The following is a 16744-nucleotide window of genomic DNA, read 5'->3' as shown; positions in this document are numbered from 1 at the left end:
GCCCCGAACGTAGCCGGCGGCGGGCCCCGCGGAAATCAGAGGAACCTCTAGAGCGAACCCTGGAATCGGATCAATGGCGCGCATTCGGGCGGGTCCGACAGATTTCCCGGTTGACGTCCCCGGTTTGCCCCCGGATAGGATTTCGGCGCACCGATCGACCCTGCCCGGCACCGCTCGGCGGTCCGCGAGACCGCGTCGGTTCGCACGCCCGCACTCGTCGCCTCATGCGAAACGGCAACCTCATGGCCAACTCGACCGGTTCCGACCACCGCACGCCCAGGACGGCTCACGCACCGCCGCGTCCCGGCCGCGTACTGACGGTGGTCAGCCTGGGCTACGGGATGATGGTCATCGACATCAGCATCGTGAACGTGGCGATCCCGGCGATCCGCACCGACCTGCACGCGAGCCTGGCCACGATGCAACTCGTGGTCGACGCGTACGTGATCGTGCTGGCCAGTCTGGTATTGGCCGGCGCCGCGGCGGTCGGGCGCTACGGGTCGGTGTCCGTGTTCCGCGTGGGTACGGCGGTGTTCGGGGTGGCCTCGGTGTTGTGCGGACTGGCTCCGAACGGTGCGGTGTTGGTCGCGATGCGGGCCGGGCAGGGACTGGGCGCGGTGTTGCTCGTGCCCGCGTCGTTGGTGATGCTCAGCGATACCTACAAGGAGCCGAACGAACGCGCCAAGGCGGTCGCCGTCTGGGCGATGGTGGCCGGAAGTCCGGTCGCGTTCGGGCCCGTTCTGGGCGGGGCGCTGGTCGGCGCGATCGGCTGGCGGAGCATCTTCCTGGTCAATGCGCCGATCGTGGTGATCACGCTGTGGCTCGCGGCCCGCCATATGCCCGGTCGCGAGAAGGGGCCTGACGCAGCGCCTTCGACCAGGGAACCCCAGGATCTTCCGGGGCAGTTGCTGGCCATTGTCGTACTGGGCGGCATCGCGTTGGCGCTGACCGAGGGACACGAGCTGGGTTGGACCCATCCGCTGCCCCTGACGGCGGCCGGCATCGCGCTGGCAGGGCTCGTCGCCTTCGTGGTGTGGCAACGGGCGTGTGCGTCCCCGATGATTCCGGGAGATCTGTTCCGGGCCCCGGGGTTCCGCGAGTTCGTGCTGGTGGGTCTGCTGCTGTTCGTCGGCTACTACGGACTGGTCTTCGCGATCAGCGTGTTCCTCCAGCAGGTGCACGGCTACGGACCGGTCGCCACCGGACTGTGCTTCCTGCCCTCCGCGTTGCCGATCACCTTCATGCCCCTGGTCGCCGGGCGGGTCAACGCCCGGCTCGGCGCCTTTCGGGTGCTGGCCATCGCGACCGTGCTGACCACAATCGGCGGCGTGTTGCTGATCCTCCTCGGCGGCGAGACCCCGATCGGTGTCGGTGTCGGGCTCACCTTCATCGGACTCGGCTTCGGTCTGGCGACCGTGCCGCAGATCACCCTGGTCATGGCGACCGCCCCGGAGCACCGCACGGCGATCGCCAGTGGCCTGCTCTCGGCGGCGCGCAGTTCCGGAACCATGATCGGCGTCGCGCTGATCGGCGGTCTCCAGTCCGGCAACACGATCGCCGCGCCCGCGACCGCGGCCGTGGTGGTCTACCTGCTGATGGCGGTGGCCACGGCCGTCGGCGGGCGGCGACTGCCCGCACACACCGGCTAGCCGAAACCGCGTCCTCCCCGCCTCTCGGGCCGCCGATTCATCCGACTCGTCACCCATCGGAGCACTCATGCCTGAGCATCAGACGGATCACGACCTCGCGGCCCGGGTCACCGCACTTCGGGCGCACGACCCCGAATTCGCCCGCGCGATCCCCTCGTCGAGCATCGCCGACGCCATCGCCGGGTGCGACGGCAGCCTCGTCGGCACGATCGCCGCCGCGATGCACGGCTACGCGGACCGACCGGCGCTGGCCCGACGTACCGAACGGCTCGTCCACGATCCCGACACCGGCCGCACCACCCTCGAACTGCTGCCGGAATTCATGATGTTCAGTTATGCCGAGGTGTGGCGGCGGGTGGTGGCGCTGGCCGGTGCGTGGGCCGGGTGCGTCGAAGGCGGCCTGCGCATGGGTGACTTCGTCGCGGTGGTCGGGTTCACCGGCGTCGACCATGCGACGATCGACCTGGCCTGCATGTACCTGGGCGCGGTCGCGGTCCCGTTGCCGACCGGCTCCCCCGCCGCGCGGCTGGCGCCGATCGTCGCGGAGACGGCGCCCCGGATCCTCGCGGCCGATCTCGACGCGATCGACGTGGCGGTCGAGATCGTACTGCGATCCGCATCCGTCGAGCGCCTGGTGGTCTTCGACCACGATGCCCGCGTGGACGCGCATCGGGAAGCGCTGCGCGCCGCCGCGGACAAGCTGGCCGGGCGCGCCGCGGTGGTCTCGCTCGCCGACGAACTGCGGCGCGGGGAAACGCTGCCCACGGTGCCGGCGCGGGACGACGGCGATCCGGATCGGCTGGTCGGCCTGATCTACACGTCCGGCAGCACCGGCACGCCCAAGGGCGCGATCTACACCGCGTCGATGATCACCCGGATGTGGCAGAACGGGCGCGGCGGCATGATCAACGCCGGGGCGAGCCCCGACACCCCGCTGCCGACGATCGTCCTGCACTACATGCCGATGAGCCACGTCAACGGCCGGGCCTGGCTGATCTCCGGGCTGTCCTCGGGCGGCATCGGGTTCTTCGCCGCGCGCGGCGACATGTCCACCCTGTTCGACGACATCCGGCTGTCCCGGCCCACCGTGCTGAGCCTGGTGCCGAGGATCTGCGACATGGTGCACCAGCGCTACCTGCTCGAAGTCGACCGCGTCTCGCGCGCCGCGACCGAAACGGGTGCCGACACCGACGCGTCGAGCGCCGAGACGATCGCGCGCGACCGGATCCGGGACGGCATGCTCGGCGGCCGGATCGTCAGTGCCCTGTGCGGCAGCGCGCCGCTGTCGGCGGCGATGCACACGTTCATGGCCCGGGTGCTCGGCACCCGCATCGTGGACTGCTACGGCTCGACGGAGACCACCCGGGCGGTGGTCGTCGACGGGCGCGTACGGCGGCCACCGGTGCTCGACTACCGACTGGTGGACGTCCCGGAACTGGGCTACTTCGGCACGGACAAGCCCCACCCGCGCGGCGAACTGCGGCTCAAGTCGGTGGGGATGGTGCCCGGTTACTTCAGGCAACCCGAGGTCGACGCCCAGGCGTTCGACGCGGACGGCTACTACCGCACGGGCGACGTGTTCGCCGAACTCGCCCCGGATCACCTGGTCTACGTCGACCGCACGAACAACGTGGTCAAGTTGTCCCAGGGCGAGTTCGTGGCGATCTCCCGGCTGGAGGCGCTGTACGCGACCAGCCCGCACATCGCGCAGATCCACGTCTACGGCAGCCCGGAACAGGCGTTCCTGCTCGCCGTGGTGGTCCCCGCGCAGAGCGGCTCCGGGCCGGCGGACGACGACACGACCCGGGCGAGGATCCTCGACGGGATGCGCGAACTCGCCCGCGACGCGGGGTTGGCGGCGTACGAGATCCCGCACGACGTGATCCTCGAACCCGAGCCGTTCACGGTGGCCAACGGGCTGCTGTCGGGGATCGGCAAGCCGCTGCGCCCCGCCCTCGTCGCCCGCTACGGCGCCCGGCTTGAGCGGTTGTACGCGGACATCGCGGCGGGTCGGGCCGGTCGGTTCGCGGCGCTGCGGGCCGCCGGGCCGCACGCGGCGCCCCTGGATGCCGTCCTCGCCGCGGTACAGGTCACCCTCGGGCATCCCGCTTCGGCGTTGCGCCCGGACGCGGGATTCGCCGAGCTGGGCGGTGACTCGCTGTCCGCGCACACGTTCGCGACCGTGCTGGAGCAGATCTTCGACGTGGAGGTCCCGGTACAGCTCGTCCTCGGCCCCACCGCGACCCTGGCCCGCATCGCGGACCATCTCGGCGCGGCCCGGGAACCGCACCCGGTCCGGCCCACCTTCGCCTCGATCCACGGCCGCGACGCGGTCGAGGTGCGCGCGAGCGAGCTGACCCCGGAGCGGTTCATGGACGCGGGACTGCTCCGCCGCCCCGCGAGCCGGCCGGCCGCGGCGCCGGCCGGGAACGTCCTGCTCACCGGCGCGACCGGCTATCTGGGCGCGTTCCTGGCCGTCGAGTGGCTGCGGCGGATGGCCGACACCGGCGGCCGGCTGATCTGTCCGACCCGCGCGGACGACGACGCGGCGGCCCGGGAGCGCGTGGTGCACTGCCTGCGTGCCGCGTCGGCGGATCGGCCGGGCTGGTTCGACGAGGTCGCCGCCCGGCATCTGGAGGTGCCGGCCGCCGACATCTCCGCGCCGCGCCTGGGCCTGGACGCGTCGACCTGGCGGCGGCTGGCCGCCGAGACCGATCGCATCGTGCACGCCGCGGCCCTGGTCAACCACGTGCTTCCGTACGGCCGGTTGTTCGGCCCGAACGTGGTCGGCACCGCCGAGCTGATCGAACTCGCGCTCACCGGCCCGGCGAAGCCGTTCACGTTCGTGTCCACCATCGCCGCCGCGCTGGAGCCCGACGGATCGGTGCTCGACGAGACGGTCGACGTACGCACCGCGGCACCGATCCGCCGGCTGGACGGCTCCGACGCGAACGGGTACGCCACCGGCAAGTGGGCCGGCGAGGTGCTGCTGCGCGCCGCCCATGAGCGAACAGGGCTGCCTGTCACGGTATTTCGGCCGGACATGATCCTGGCCCACCGCCGGCTGCCGGGCGTGGTCAATCTGCCCGACCGCTTCACCCGGCTGATCCTCAGCGTGGTCGCGACCGGCATGGCGCCGCTCTCCTTCCATCACCTCGACGCGGACGGGCGCCGCCGCCGGGCGCACTACAGCGGACTGCCCGTCGACTTCACCGCGGCGGCGATCGCCACGCTCGGCGCCGACGCCTCGGACGGCTACCGCACGTACCACGCGGTCAACGCCAACGACGACGGCGTCTCCCTGGACGAGATGGTGGACTGGCTGATCGCCGCCGGGCACCCCATCCGCCGGTTCGCCGACTACGAGCAGTGGCGCATGCGCTTCGAGGCGGCCCTGCGCGGGCTGCCCGAGGAGCAACGCCGGGGTTCGCTGCTCCCGCTGCTTCCGGCCTACGCCCGACCGAGCGAACCGCGACCGGCCGGCGCCGTCCCCAACGCTCGCTTCACCGCCGCGCTGGCCGCCGTCGGCGGCGAGCCCGTCCCGTCGATCACGCCGGACTACCTCGCCAAGTGTGTCGCCGACCTGCGCGGCCTCGGCCTCCTGTGAGGTGGGGCGGCGACCGGTTCAGCCGCCGGGCAGGAGTACCACACGTCTGCCGTGCAACCGGCCCTGCTCCATCCGCCGGTGCACCTCGGCGGCGGCGCTCAGCGGCTGTCGTTCGAGTGTGCGGGCCCGGAGCCGGCCGTTCGCCAGGAGGCGGTTGATGGTGCCGGCCGCCTCGGCGAGTTCGCCGGCCGTGGCATGCGAGATGACGAAGCCGGCGATCGAACAGTCCTTCATGTAGAGGCGGCGCACCGGCAACACCGGATCGGTGCCGGTCGCCGCCAGGAGCACGATCCGGCCGCGCGGGGCGAGTAGTTCGACCGCCTCGGTCAGATCGTTGCGGCCGGAGCAGTCCAGGTGGGCGTCGACCCCGTCGGGGCAGGCGGCGGCGATCAGGTCGACGAGTTTCGGGTCCCGGTAGTCGAAGGCCGCGTCGGCGCCGAGGGCCCGGCAGTGGTCGAGATCCGCGGCGGCGGCGGTGGCGACCACCCGGGCCCCGGCGTTGACGGCCAGGGTCACCACGGCGCTGCCGACGTTCCCGGCCGCGCCGAGTACCAGGACCGTGTCGCCGGCGGTGACCCGGCCGTGGGTGAACAGGGCCAGGTACGCGGTGGCGGCGGGATGTACCACCGCGACCGCCGCCGTCGGATCGACGCCTGCCGGGAGGTGGTAGAGCCGGTCGGCGGCCACCACCGCCTGTTCGGCCGCCGCGCCCGGCCGACCGCCGTGGCCGAGGCTGTTGGCCCACACCGGGTCGCCGACGGCGAAGCCCGGCGCGCCCGGCCCGGCCGCGGCCACGGTGCCGACCAGGTCGCGGCTGATCACCAGCGGGAACCCGACGGGCGTGCGGAAGGCCCCGGAACGGAGCAGGATGTCGACCGGGTTCACGGTGGTGCCGAGGACGTTCACCAGGACATCGGTCGGTCCCGGTGTGGGCGCCGGGAGTTCGCCGTATCGGATGTTCTCCGCCGGTCCCAGCGAGTCGATGAAGGCTGCGCGCATGTGCTCGAATTCTCCGGTCGGTTCGGGGTGGTTCGGGCTCGCTTGGCGGTCTGGCTCGCCCGGTGGCGTGCGGTTCGCCCGGTATTCCTGCTCGCCTGGTGTCCGCCCGCGCGCCGTTCCATGCCGACGCGCCGGCGGCGGGACGTGTGCCGTGGCCGCCTGCGCGCCGGCGGCGCCGGTGACTTCCGCGGGGCCGCCTCGGGAGCGAACGCGTGGAAGCACCGGCACCGGCACCGGGGGCGCGGCGGATCGGCCGTATGTCAGGCGATGCTCAGCTTGTGCTCGGCGAGTTCGGTGACCGCATGCGCGACGGACGCGAGGGTGGCATGGCGGTGCCAGCCCGCGAACGATCGTCCGGCGAAGTCCCGAATCCCCACCTGCTCGGCACGCGGCATGCCGAGGCTCTCCACCCGCCGACTGAGCCGGATCAGGCGCAACAACGAGGCGTGGTCGGCGTTGGTCAGATCGGTCAGCCACAGTTCCGCCGGCCACTGTCCGCCGATACCGCCGACGCCGAGCAACAGGAAGTCCCCGATTCCGCTGCGGGAACGACGGGTTCCGTCGGGGACGGCCGGCAGTCGGACCCGGACGGTGGCGACGAGTTCGGCGGCCTCGTCCGTGCCCGACGGAATGAGGAACATACGCTTCCGGCCGACCTTGACGAGCCGAGCGATCCGACTCGCCTGGAGGGGTTCGTCGCCCCACCCGGGTAAAGCCGGGTCGGCGGGCAGCAGCCACGTGTCGTCGGCGATTTTGGATATGTGCGACACACCCGCCGCACTCAGCTTCGACACGACCCCGATGCCGTCCAGCCGCTCCGCATTCAACACCACCGGACAATCCGGTATTCGGTGCCGCATGGCGGTTTCCAGATATGCCCGGACCATCGAATCCTCCGGCGTGTCGTAGCCCGTCTCGGGCCCGGACGGGTCACGTTCGCCCCGGCCGCGCGACCGCGTCGGGGGCAGGTGCAGCCGCCAGTTGACCGGGCTCGCCGTGGTGGCGGACACCGCCCACACGCCGACCACCTGCTGCGCGGTCACCGCCTGGCCCCGCTCCCAGGAGAAGGTTCTGGCAACCCCGACGGAGTGGGTGCCCGACTTCGGGATGATCATCGGCTGCAACACGCAGGCATGGGGTGAGGTGTGCCGGGCGAGATATCGCCCGAGCGCCTCCCGCATCGGTTCCCAGTCCCAGGTGGAGTCGTTGATGAAGTGATGCAGTCCCTGGTCGTTCACCTGCTTGCCGAGAAAGGCGGCGATATTCCGTACCGACTTCCGCCCCGGGGCACCGAGCAACCCACGGAGATACATGACGCCTTTACGTCGTTGATCAGCCCTCGGCAGGGAGGCGAAAATAATCGGGGAAAGCTCGGCGACCAAACGATCGAGGGTCACCTTTCTGGCCGCCTCGGAATCCGCGCCACCGTCGGCGAATTTTGGCAGACACGCATGATTGGGGCTGCCGTTGGCGAGCGCCATTACCACTCCTGTTGTTGGACGAACGGTTCACTTCCGAAAGAAATCGGCAACGAAAAACGGCAGCCTGAAAAAGAACGACGAGGCATGGCTGTGACACGCCGCGTTGGGGGCGTCGTTGGGGGCGATATCCGATGCGAAAGGCGAGAGCGAGGGGTGGGGTGGGGTGGGGTGGATTCGCGGGATACGGCGGGATACGGGGGACGCGGCCGACCGAGATCCCGGCGTACGTGGACCCGGCGGCGCGCGTCGGGGCGCCGGGCACCCGGCCACCGCGGCGGACTGCACGTCAGGCGGCACGGGATCGTCGGGCGGTACGACCGCCGGTACCACCGGCGGTGTACGGGGGTCCGGGGCGGTGCGCGGACTCGACCCGGGGGAGCGGCTAGCGCGTCCGAATTCTTCCGGGGATCATGGCTCGACAACCAATACGGGTCGTTGGGGGAAATAAACCGACGGGTTTCTGGGCCCCGCCGCCACGATCGGGCCCGACGACCTTTCCGAGTCGTGGAGCCGTCCGCTCGTATTCATTGATCCCCCTTCATCCGGCCGACCGATCGAGGGCCGCACCGGGACTCACGACAAAGCCGGGGTGCCGCGGACCCGCATCCGCCGCACCCGACCTGCTGCCGTTTTCAGGTCAATGCGGTTCGAATTTAATCGCACGGTAGTTCGCCGGCAAGGTCGGGGCGCGGTCAGACTGGTCATCACCGGGTCAGGCCGGTCAGCGTTGCGGTCGGATGCGCGCCGATAGTGCACGGCCGGTAATTTTCCCGAAACACGCGAGCCGAGAACCGGGATACCGGGAATATTGTCGCGGGGAAGATATCGGGTACCGGGTGGGTGCCGGGCCGCTCGGCGGGGGGCACCGACCGGCCCGGGTCCGCTCAGTCCCCGGGGTCCGCGCGCAGGGAACGCTCGACCAGGTCGGCGGCGGCGCCGGTGTAGCCGGCCGGGTCGCAGAGCCGGGTCAGCTCGGCGGCGTCGAGATGCTCGGCCACCTCGGGCATGCCCGCGAGGTGGTCGGCGAGCGGGCGGCCCCGCCGGTCGGCCGCCTCGACGGCGCGGGTGAGCAGCGCCGCGGCGGCGGGCTTGCCCAGGTGCGCGGCCAGCACGCCGGCGACCCGTTCGGCGACGATCGCGCCGCCGGTGAGGGCGAGATTGGCACGCATGCGCTCGGGCCGCACGACCAGGCCCTCGGCCAACTCCACGGCGGTGTGCGCGGCGCCGCCGGTCAGCCGCAGGCACTCGCGCAGCGGTTGCCACTCGGCATGCCACGCGCCGCCCGAGCGCTCGTCCTCGGCGAGCATGCACTGAGTCAACACGGCGGCCTGCGCGGGCACTTGCAGCGCCGCGCTGCGAATCAGCGTGGCCAGTACCGGATTACGCTTCTGCGGCATGGCCGAGGAGGCGCCGCGCCCGGGCACGTGCGGCTCGACCACCTCGCCGACCTCGGTCCGGGTCGACGACTGCACGTCGACCGCGAACTTGCCCAGGGCACCGGCGGTATGCGCCCACGCCGCGCCGACGTCGGCGATCGGCGTCCGCAGCGCGTGCCACGGCAACACCTGGGCGCACAGCCCGGTTTCCGCGGCGAACGCCGCCACCAGCCGCTCCGGGTCGGCGCCCGCCTCGACGTACCCGGCCAGGGTGCCGGCCGCACCGCCGAGCGAGACCGGCAGCCCGTTCGCCACGGCGGCCACCCGCCGATCGGCGTCCAGGACCAACCGCCGCCAGCCCGCCGCCTTGAGCCCGAACGTGGTCGGCACCGCGTGCAGCGCGAGCGTACGCCCGGCCACCGGCGTGTCGCGGTGGCGCCGGGCGAGGGCGCCCAACGCCTCGGCCACCCGGGTCAGATCCGCGCGCAGCAGCGCCGCCGCGCGCCGCACCACCAGCATCGCGGCGGTGTCGAAGATGTCCTGGCTGGTGGAACCCAGGTGCACGTGGCGCGCGGCGTGCGGATCGATCGCGGAGACCACCCGGGTCAGCGCCCGGACCAGGGCGACCACCGGATTGGCGCTCTCGCGCGCGTCCACCGCCAGCGCCCGCAGGTCGAACCGGTCGGCGTGCGCGGCGGACGTGATCACCTCGGCCGCCGAGGCCGGCATCAGGCCGAGCGCGGCCTGCGCCCGGGCCAGCGCGGCCTCGGCGTCCAGCATCGCCTGCAACCACGCCGCGTCGCCGACCGCCGCCTCCACCGGCGTGCCCGCGCGCACCGGCGACAACAACCCGGCGTCCGCGAGCGGGAGTCGCCCGGCCGCGGTGTCGGTCATACCACGACCTCGATGTGCTCGCCCTCGGTCGCCGCGTCGATCTCGCGCCGGCTCGGGCCGAGCGCGAGCACCGCGCGGGCGATCGCGTCCGCGTCGGCGATGGTCACCGAGTCCACGCCGGGTCGGATCCCGGCCGCGGTGACCCAGTGCACCGCCTCGGTGGGCACGCCGTACGCGAAGCGCCTGGGGTGCGCCCGGCCGTGCGCGTCGATCACCCGGTACGGCCGTTCGGTCACCGCCAGCCCGCCGGTCTCGTAGTCGTACTCGTCCTCTCCCGAACTCGGGATGCGGAAGGTCGTGCACGCCTCGGTGTGCAGCAGATGGCGCAGCAGCGGATCCGCCGTGCGCCGCAGGTCGGGTTCCGGCAGCCGCGCCTCGATCAGGATCTGCGCCCGCACCGTGGGCCCGGGGACCGTGGTGGAGTCGGCGATGAAGGAGGGAGTGCGGGTGTCGATCCGGATCCGGGTGTCCGGGCCGGTCAATTCGAGCACGCCGGCCTCGATCAACGCGATCATCTGCTCGATCCGTCGTGGTGGCGGCCCGATCGACAGGAACGCGTTCAGGGGGGTGTACCAGCGCTCCAACTCGTCGCGGTGCGACGCCCCGTCCAGGCCGCCCTGGTCGACCGCCAGGCGGACCTCGTTGCGCAGGTCGCGCAGTACGTCGAGGGCGGCCTTGAACGGGCCGCTGACGTTGCCCTGGCGGGCCTGGCGCACATCCTCGGTGAGGTGTTCCAGGAGCCACTTGCGGAACGCGTCCCGGTCGGCGAACTCCCGTCCCCGGAGCGGATCGGCGATCGTGTCCCAGCTCCAGCGGTCCGCGAGCGTGATGCCCCGGTCGGTCAGGACGGTGTCGCGCTCGGCCGGCCCGGCGGTCAGATATCGCTCGGCGAACTCGGCGCACTCCTCGCCCCGCCCGCCCCGCCGGAGCAGCGTCTCGTAGTAGACCGTCTCCACCTCGCGGGCGATCAGCGGCCACAGGTCCTGCTTGAAGGAGATCGGCGCGCCCTGCCGGGACCGCGCACGCAGCCCGGCCACGTAGTCGGGGGTCAGCAGGCGCGGGAAGTAGCGGCCGTGCGCGCCCTTCTCGTTTTCGCCGCGTGCCTGGTAGGGCAGGCCGCGCCGGGAACTGGCGTACAGGATCGGCTCGTTGCCGCTCGGCCGGTACACCGTGCGTTCGTCGACCCGCTCGAACCGGCCGCCGCGGCCCAGGGTGAACAGCGCGAGGTAGTCGAAGAAGCACAGGCCCAGGCCGCGCAGCAGTACGGGCCGGCCGGGTGCGACGCCGTCGAGGTCGGCGTCGGCCGGGTTGGTCGGGGTGAGGTAGGTCAGATGGTTGATCCGCGCCAGGCTGGCCGTGCGCTCCTCCCGGGGCGTGGGCCGCGCCGCGACGTGGCCCTGGGCGAGCACGACCGCGTCGAGGTGGTTCAGCCGGGTCCCGTTGGCCAGGCGCACGCCCTGCGGCCCGCCGGTGAATCCGTGGGTGTCGGCCATCGCCACGGCACGCGAGCGGTGCTCGCGGATCTCCACGTGCGCGGGCGCGCCGTCCCGGATGCGCCGGAAACAGTCGGCGAAGTACCAGCCGCACAGGGTCCGCGTGGGGTAGTCGTTCGGCCCGAGCCGGCCCGCCTCGGCGAGCGTGGCCGGGTCGTACCGGTCCGCCTCGAGGCGCCCGGTCGCGTGCCGCAGCGCGAGATCGGCGGCCCATCCGTACAGGCTCGGGCCCGGCTCGATCGGCCCGTCGATCCGCGACGCCGCGTCGGAGAAGACGGTGGTCTGCGAGGCGACCGTGTTGGTCAGCAGATGCCGAGACTGTTCGATCCGCCAGACCGCGCCGGCGCCGGGCGCGGCCGGGTCGACGACGTGCACGACCAGGCTCTCGTGCGTCGGCCGGGCACGTTCGTTCGCGCACAGCCGCTCCAGCACGGACAACCCGCGAGGACCGGTACCGATGATGGCGATCTCGTGTGGCGTGGTGTTCACGGGTGCACCCCCTCCGCGCCTCGGGCCGACGCGGTCGCGCGGTGTTGTCCGGCGTCGAGCACGGCGGCGATCAACGTGCCCAGGATGCGCGCGCCGTCGCGGGTGAGCACCGACTCGGCGTGGAACTGCACGCCCGCGAAGTGTGGTCCGCGCAGCGCGTGTACCTCGTTGGCGCCGTCCTCGCGGCAGATCTCCACCGGGCCGACGTCGGGCAGATATGCCCGGTCGAACGCGCTGCGGGCCACGAAGCTGTTGTAGAACCCGACCCGTTCGGGGCGGCCGAACAGGTCGATGGTCTTTTGAACACCCTGATGCGGCGTCGCGCGGCGGCGCAGATCCAGGCCCAGTTGGTGGCTGAGCACCTGGTGGCTCAGGCACACCGCGAGGAACGGGAGCCGTTCAGCGAGCAGTTGCTTGATGCCGTCGTGCAGACGCTGGATCCGCGGATCGCCGTGGTCGAGCGGATCGCCGGGTCCCGGGCCCATCACCACGAGGTCGTGCTCGGTGAACGAGTACGGCTCGTCGTAGCCGCGTACGCTCACCCGCAGTCCGAGCGAGCGCAGTTGGTGCGCGATCATCGCGGTGAACGCGTCCTCGGCGTCGATCACCAGGACGTGCCTGCCGGCCAGGTTCGGGAACTCCCCCGCGTCGCTCCCGGGTCCGTCCAGCCAGAAGCGGGCCAGGTCGGCGTTGCGCTCGCGCAACGCGGCCCGTACCCGCGCGTGTCCGCCCAGCGAGCGGGCCGGCGCCGGCGCCGAACGCCGCGCGCCCAGCAGGCCGTTGGCCTTGACCCATGTCTCCGCGACCTCGGCGGCCGGTTGCGAGTCGCGCACCAGGGTGGCGCCGACCGCGATGGCCATCCGCCCGGAGGCGTCGATGTCGGCGGTGCGGATCAGGATCGACGAGTCCAGGGTGTGTCGTCCGGCGCCGTCCCGGCCGAACAGCGCGATCACCCCGGAGTAGTAGCCGCGGCCCTCCGGTTCGTACCGGGCGATCACCCGGGCGGCGCTTTCCACCGGACTGCCGGTGACGGTCGGCGCGAACAGCGTGGTGCGCAACACCTCGCGGACGTCGCGGTCGGTGCGCCCCTCGATGAGGTACTCGGTGTGCGCGAGCCGGGCCATCTCCTTGAGGAACGGCCCCACCACCCGCACGCCTTGGTCGCAGACCCGGGACATCATCTTGAGTTCCTCGTCCACGACCATGTACAGCTCGTAGGTCTCCTTGCGGTCGCGCAGGAAGTCCATGACGCCGGTCAGCGTGGGCCCGGAGGTGGGATACCGGTAGGTGCCGCTGATCGGGTTCATCACCGCGACGCCCTGACGCAGGCTCAGGTGCAGTTCCGGGCTGGCGCCGACCAGGGTGCGGGTGCCGGTGTGCACCAGGAACGTCCAGTAGGCGCCGGATTCGTGCGCGAGCAGGCGGCGCAGGAACGCCGCGGCGGTGGCCGGGGTGTAGTCGGTGATGTCGGCGAGGAAGCGGCGCTTGAGCACGAAGTTCGCGCCCTCGCCCGCGCTGATCTCATCCGTCAGCACGTCGGCGACCAGCGCGGCGTACGCGTCGTCGTCGATGTCGAAGTGCCCGTCCGTCCAGTCGATTTCCGCGTCCGGCAGGCGGTCGAGCACGTCGGCGCGGGCGAGCGTGGCCTGCTCCCGGACGGTCAGTGTCACCAGCGGTGCGCCGTCGTCGGGCGCGGGCAGGCCGCGCTCGGCGAGTTGCCGGTACGGCAGCAGCGCCAGCACGTCCGGGCCGGCCGGTCCGTAAGGGGAGTCGGGGATGGGGATGTCGGCGACGCGGTCCACCGCACCGATGTCCCCGGTGAGGATCTCCACCCGGTCGCCGGCGGTGACCGTGGGGCGGTACAGCAGCGCGAACGGCGGCGGGTCGGCGGCCAGAACCCGTTCCAGGAGGGCCCGGGCCGCGTCCTCGGCCGGGGGTGTACGGCTCATCTCGCGGCCCCGATCCTCGTCGCCTCGACCCCGGCGGGCGGCGCGCCCGCCACGACCGGGACGAGCGGGCCGTCGGCGGTGCGCAGCCCTCGGGTGGTGGCGACCACCGCGCACTGGCGGGCGGCGTATTCCAGGGCGAGGGCGTGGTCGGCCGCGGAGAAGTCGGCGACCGCGTCGGCGACCAGGAAGGTGCGGATGTCGTTGGTGAACGCGTCGACGGCGGTCGTCAACACGCCGACGTGCGCGTAGATCCCGCAGACGACGAGCTGATCGCGGCCGCACGCGCGCATGCGCTCCAGCAGGTCGGAGCGGAAGAAGGCGCTGTAGCGCCACTTGGTGAGCAGCCAGTCGTCCCGGCGCGGGGCCAACTCGTCCACGACGGCCCGGTCCTCGGCGGACACCCGCATGCCCGGTCCCCAGAAGTCCAGCAGCAGGCCGCGCTGTTCGGCGGTCATGGAGCCCGGCTGGGCGGTGAACGCGACGGGCATCCCGAGGTGGGCGCAGCGTTCCCGCAACAGCGCGATGTTGTCGATCAGTTCGCGGCGCTGGGCGGCGGCGAACGGGCGCACGAAGTAGCGCTGCATGTCGTGCACGAGCAGGACCGCACGGTCCGGATCCACCGTCCACCGGGCGGTGTTGGCCGGCAGATCGCTCTCGCCGGGCAGCGGATATGGGGCAATGTCCGGGATACCGGGCATGATCGCTTTCCTTTCAGGCGCCGAGCGTGGCGCCACCGTCGACCGTCAGCTCGTGCAGCGTGATGTGCCCGGCCTGGTCGGACAGCAGGAAGAGCACCGCGGCGGCGACGTCCTCGGGCCGGGCGAGCTTGCCCAGCGGGATGCCGACGCGGAACGCGTCGGGGTCGCCCTCCAACGTGTGCGTACGTCCGCTGTCGTCGTGCCACATCGACCACAACATCGGCGTGTCGGTCGACCCGGGCGCGACCACGTTGCAGCGGATGCCGTACCGGGCCACCTCCAGGCCGAGCGACTTGGTGAACATCGTGGCCGCGGCCTTGGAGGCGGCGTAGCCGGCCATCTTCGCGCGCGGCGTACTGCCGCCGTTCGAGGACACCGTGACCAACGCGCCCTCGCCGCGCGGCGCCATGCGGTCGACCACGGCGCGGGACATGTGGAACACCCCGCCGACGTTGACCGCGAACATGTCCGCCCAGTCGCGGTCGGACATCTCGCGGACCGGGCCGAGCCGCAATACGCCGGCCGCGTTGACCAGGAAGCGCACCGGGCCCAGCTGCGCCTCGACCGCCGCCACGGTGGCCTCGACCTCGTCCGCGTCGGTGACGTCGGCGGGGAAGGCGGTCACGGGCAGGCCTTCGGCGACCAGCTCCGCGACGTACTTGCGCAGCCGGTCCGCGTCCCGGTCCACCGCCGCCACCATCGTGCCGCGCTCGGCGAGCGCGCGCACCACCGTGCCGCCGATCCCCCCGGCGGCGCCGGTGACCACCGCGACCTCGTTCGTCATGTCGATTGCCCTCCTGTCGCTTGATGTGCCGAGCCCGACCCGGCCTCGGCCGCCGTCCACGCGTCGGGCGCGACCTCGGCGTCCCAGGCGGCCAGGACGAGCAGTGCCTGCTCGACCGTCAGGCGCGGATCGCAGAAGCTGGTGTAGACCTCGCCCGCCCGGTCGGCCTCCCACGTGTCGAATACGCACTCCGTGACCTGGTCCGGGGTGGTCTCCAGGTGCACGCCGCCCGGGTGTTCGCCGGCCTCGGCGAGCACCGCGCGAAACGCGGCGACCTCGCGGCGGAGCGTGCGTACGTAGCGCGTCTTGTAACCGCGTTCGGTCACCACGGTGTTGCCGTGCATCGGGTCGTTCAGCCACACCACCGGATGACCGGACGCGCGCACCGCGCGGACCAGGGCGGGCAGCCGTTCGGCGATGGTGTCCGCGCCCATCCGGATGATCAGGGTGAGTCGGCCCGGCACACGGTCCGGGTCCAACCGCAGGCACAGTTCGATCAGTTCGGCCGGGTCGATGTCCGGGCCGACCTTGACCGCGACCGGATTGACCACCTTCGCGAGCAGCGCCACGTGCGCGCCGTCGACCTGGCGGGTGCGTGCGCCGATCCACGGCCAGTGCGTCGAGGTCAGCAGCAGATCACCGGACTCGGTCCGCCGCACCAGGGGCAGTTCGTAGTCCAGGACCAGCGCCTCGTGGCTGGTCCACACCGGCACCCTCGGGTGGGCGGCCCGGTGCCGATCCAGGTGTCCCATGATCTCGGACGCGGCCAGATAGCCGGTGACCAGACGCAGCGGATCGGGCTGCCGCTCCTCCGCCACCGGCTTGGGGCCGTTGACCAAGTGGCCTCGGTAGACCGGAAGTTCGATGCCGCCGACATACTCGGTCGGGCGGGATCGGGGCTTGGCGAACTGGCCCGCGATGCGACCGACGCGCACGACGGGGCGGCGGCCGAGCCGTTCCATCGCACCGGCGAGCAGGTCGAGGACGGCGATCCGCCGGGCGACATCGGCCTCGCCGCACTCCCCGGGATCCTCGGCGCAGTCGCCGGCCTGGATCACCTCCGCCGCGCCCGCGCTCACCTGCGCGAGGCCGCGGCGCAGCGTACGCACGTCGGTTTCGCCGACCAGGCCGGGGCGTCCCGCCAGCGTTTGTCGAACACTGTGGATCTGGGCGTCGTCCTCCCAGTCCGGCTGTTGCGCGGCCGGTCGCCGCAGAATTGGCAGCAGGTCACTGGTCAATGCCGGCTCCAGCGATTGAATGCCCACCCGGACGGCCGCGGTTATTCGGCGCGGCCGTCCGGTCTCGGAATTTACTTGGACGGTGAT

The 16744-nt window shown here is 72.1% G+C and carries 10 protein-coding genes; 2 read left to right on the top strand and 8 right to left on the bottom strand.

Annotated features, from left to right (window positions below):
- Window positions 1–224: 224 nt before the first annotated feature.
- Entirely contained in the window at window positions 225–1649 is a 1425-nt protein-coding gene (locus ACMXN5_RS25830; RefSeq protein WP_439677204.1) for an MFS transporter, read from the top strand.
- Between the two features lie 67 nt (window positions 1650–1716).
- The gene (gene car / locus ACMXN5_RS25825) at window positions 1717–5256 is read left to right on the top strand and encodes a carboxylic acid reductase (protein ID WP_439677203.1); all 3540 of its coding nucleotides are present in this window, start codon (window positions 1717–1719) and stop codon (window positions 5254–5256) included.
- A gap of 18 nt (window positions 5257–5274) precedes the next feature.
- Here car and ACMXN5_RS25820 read toward each other — a convergent pair whose 3' ends face one another.
- From ACMXN5_RS25820 to ACMXN5_RS25785, 8 genes are all read right to left on the bottom strand, one after another.
- Window positions 5275–6255 carry an NADPH:quinone reductase gene (locus ACMXN5_RS25820; protein WP_439677202.1) on the bottom strand — a complete coding sequence of 327 codons (981 nt, stop codon included), beginning with the start codon at window positions 6253–6255 and terminating at the stop codon, window positions 5275–5277.
- A 260-nt stretch (window positions 6256–6515) separates the two neighbouring features.
- Window positions 6516–7652, bottom strand: coding sequence for an IS701 family transposase (locus ACMXN5_RS25815; protein WP_439677201.1), 1137 nt, complete (start codon window positions 7650–7652; stop codon window positions 6516–6518).
- A 968-nt stretch (window positions 7653–8620) separates the two neighbouring features.
- Entirely contained in the window at window positions 8621–10006 is a 1386-nt protein-coding gene (locus tag ACMXN5_RS25810; protein WP_439677200.1) for a class-II fumarase/aspartase family protein, read from the bottom strand.
- Window positions 10003–11988 (bottom strand): FAD/NAD(P)-binding protein, encoded by a 1986-nt coding sequence (locus ACMXN5_RS25805; RefSeq protein WP_439677199.1) that lies wholly within the window; start codon window positions 11986–11988, stop codon window positions 10003–10005. Before ACMXN5_RS25805 ends, ACMXN5_RS25810 begins: the two co-directional genes overlap by 4 nt.
- Window positions 11985–13937: an anthranilate synthase family protein gene (locus ACMXN5_RS25800; RefSeq protein WP_439677198.1), complete on the bottom strand. Its 1953-nt coding sequence runs from the start codon at window positions 13935–13937 to the stop codon at window positions 11985–11987. Before ACMXN5_RS25800 ends, ACMXN5_RS25805 begins: the two co-directional genes overlap by 4 nt.
- Window positions 13934–14635: an isochorismatase family protein gene (locus tag ACMXN5_RS25795; protein WP_439677197.1), complete on the bottom strand. Its 702-nt coding sequence runs from the start codon at window positions 14633–14635 to the stop codon at window positions 13934–13936. Before ACMXN5_RS25795 ends, ACMXN5_RS25800 begins: the two co-directional genes overlap by 4 nt.
- 13 nt (window positions 14636–14648) lie before the next feature.
- Window positions 14649–15419: a 2,3-dihydro-2,3-dihydroxybenzoate dehydrogenase gene (locus ACMXN5_RS25790; RefSeq protein ID WP_439677196.1), complete on the bottom strand. Its 771-nt coding sequence runs from the start codon at window positions 15417–15419 to the stop codon at window positions 14649–14651.
- Window positions 15416–16657: a 3-deoxy-7-phosphoheptulonate synthase gene (locus ACMXN5_RS25785; RefSeq protein WP_439677195.1), complete on the bottom strand. Its 1242-nt coding sequence runs from the start codon at window positions 16655–16657 to the stop codon at window positions 15416–15418. Before ACMXN5_RS25785 ends, ACMXN5_RS25790 begins: the two co-directional genes overlap by 4 nt.
- Window positions 16658–16744 lie beyond the last annotated feature (87 nt).

The sequence above is a fragment of the Embleya australiensis genome (genome assembly GCF_051903075.1).
In the GTDB taxonomy this organism is placed as follows: Bacteria; Actinomycetota; Actinomycetes; order Streptomycetales; family Streptomycetaceae; genus Embleya.
This window is presented reverse-complemented; position numbering and strand designations above follow the sequence as displayed.

What these genes read in the sequence shown, in the direction of transcription:
- ACMXN5_RS25790 (WP_439677196.1), bottom strand. Translation starts at nt 15,419, where the DNA reads ATGACGAACGAGGTCGCGGTGGTCACCGGCGCCGCCGGGGGGATCGGC.
- ACMXN5_RS25820 (WP_439677202.1), bottom strand. Translation starts at nt 6,255, where the DNA reads ATGCGCGCAGCCTTCATCGACTCGCTGGGACCGGCGGAGAACATCCGA.
- ACMXN5_RS25810 (WP_439677200.1), bottom strand. Translation starts at nt 10,006, where the DNA reads ATGACCGACACCGCGGCCGGGCGACTCCCGCTCGCGGACGCCGGGTTG.
- ACMXN5_RS25830 (WP_439677204.1), top strand. Translation starts at nt 225, where the DNA reads ATGCGAAACGGCAACCTCATGGCCAACTCGACCGGTTCCGACCACCGC.
- car (WP_439677203.1), top strand. Translation starts at nt 1,717, where the DNA reads ATGCCTGAGCATCAGACGGATCACGACCTCGCGGCCCGGGTCACCGCA.
- ACMXN5_RS25800 (WP_439677198.1), bottom strand. Translation starts at nt 13,937, where the DNA reads ATGAGCCGTACACCCCCGGCCGAGGACGCGGCCCGGGCCCTCCTGGAA.
- ACMXN5_RS25795 (WP_439677197.1), bottom strand. Translation starts at nt 14,635, where the DNA reads ATGCCCGGTATCCCGGACATTGCCCCATATCCGCTGCCCGGCGAGAGC.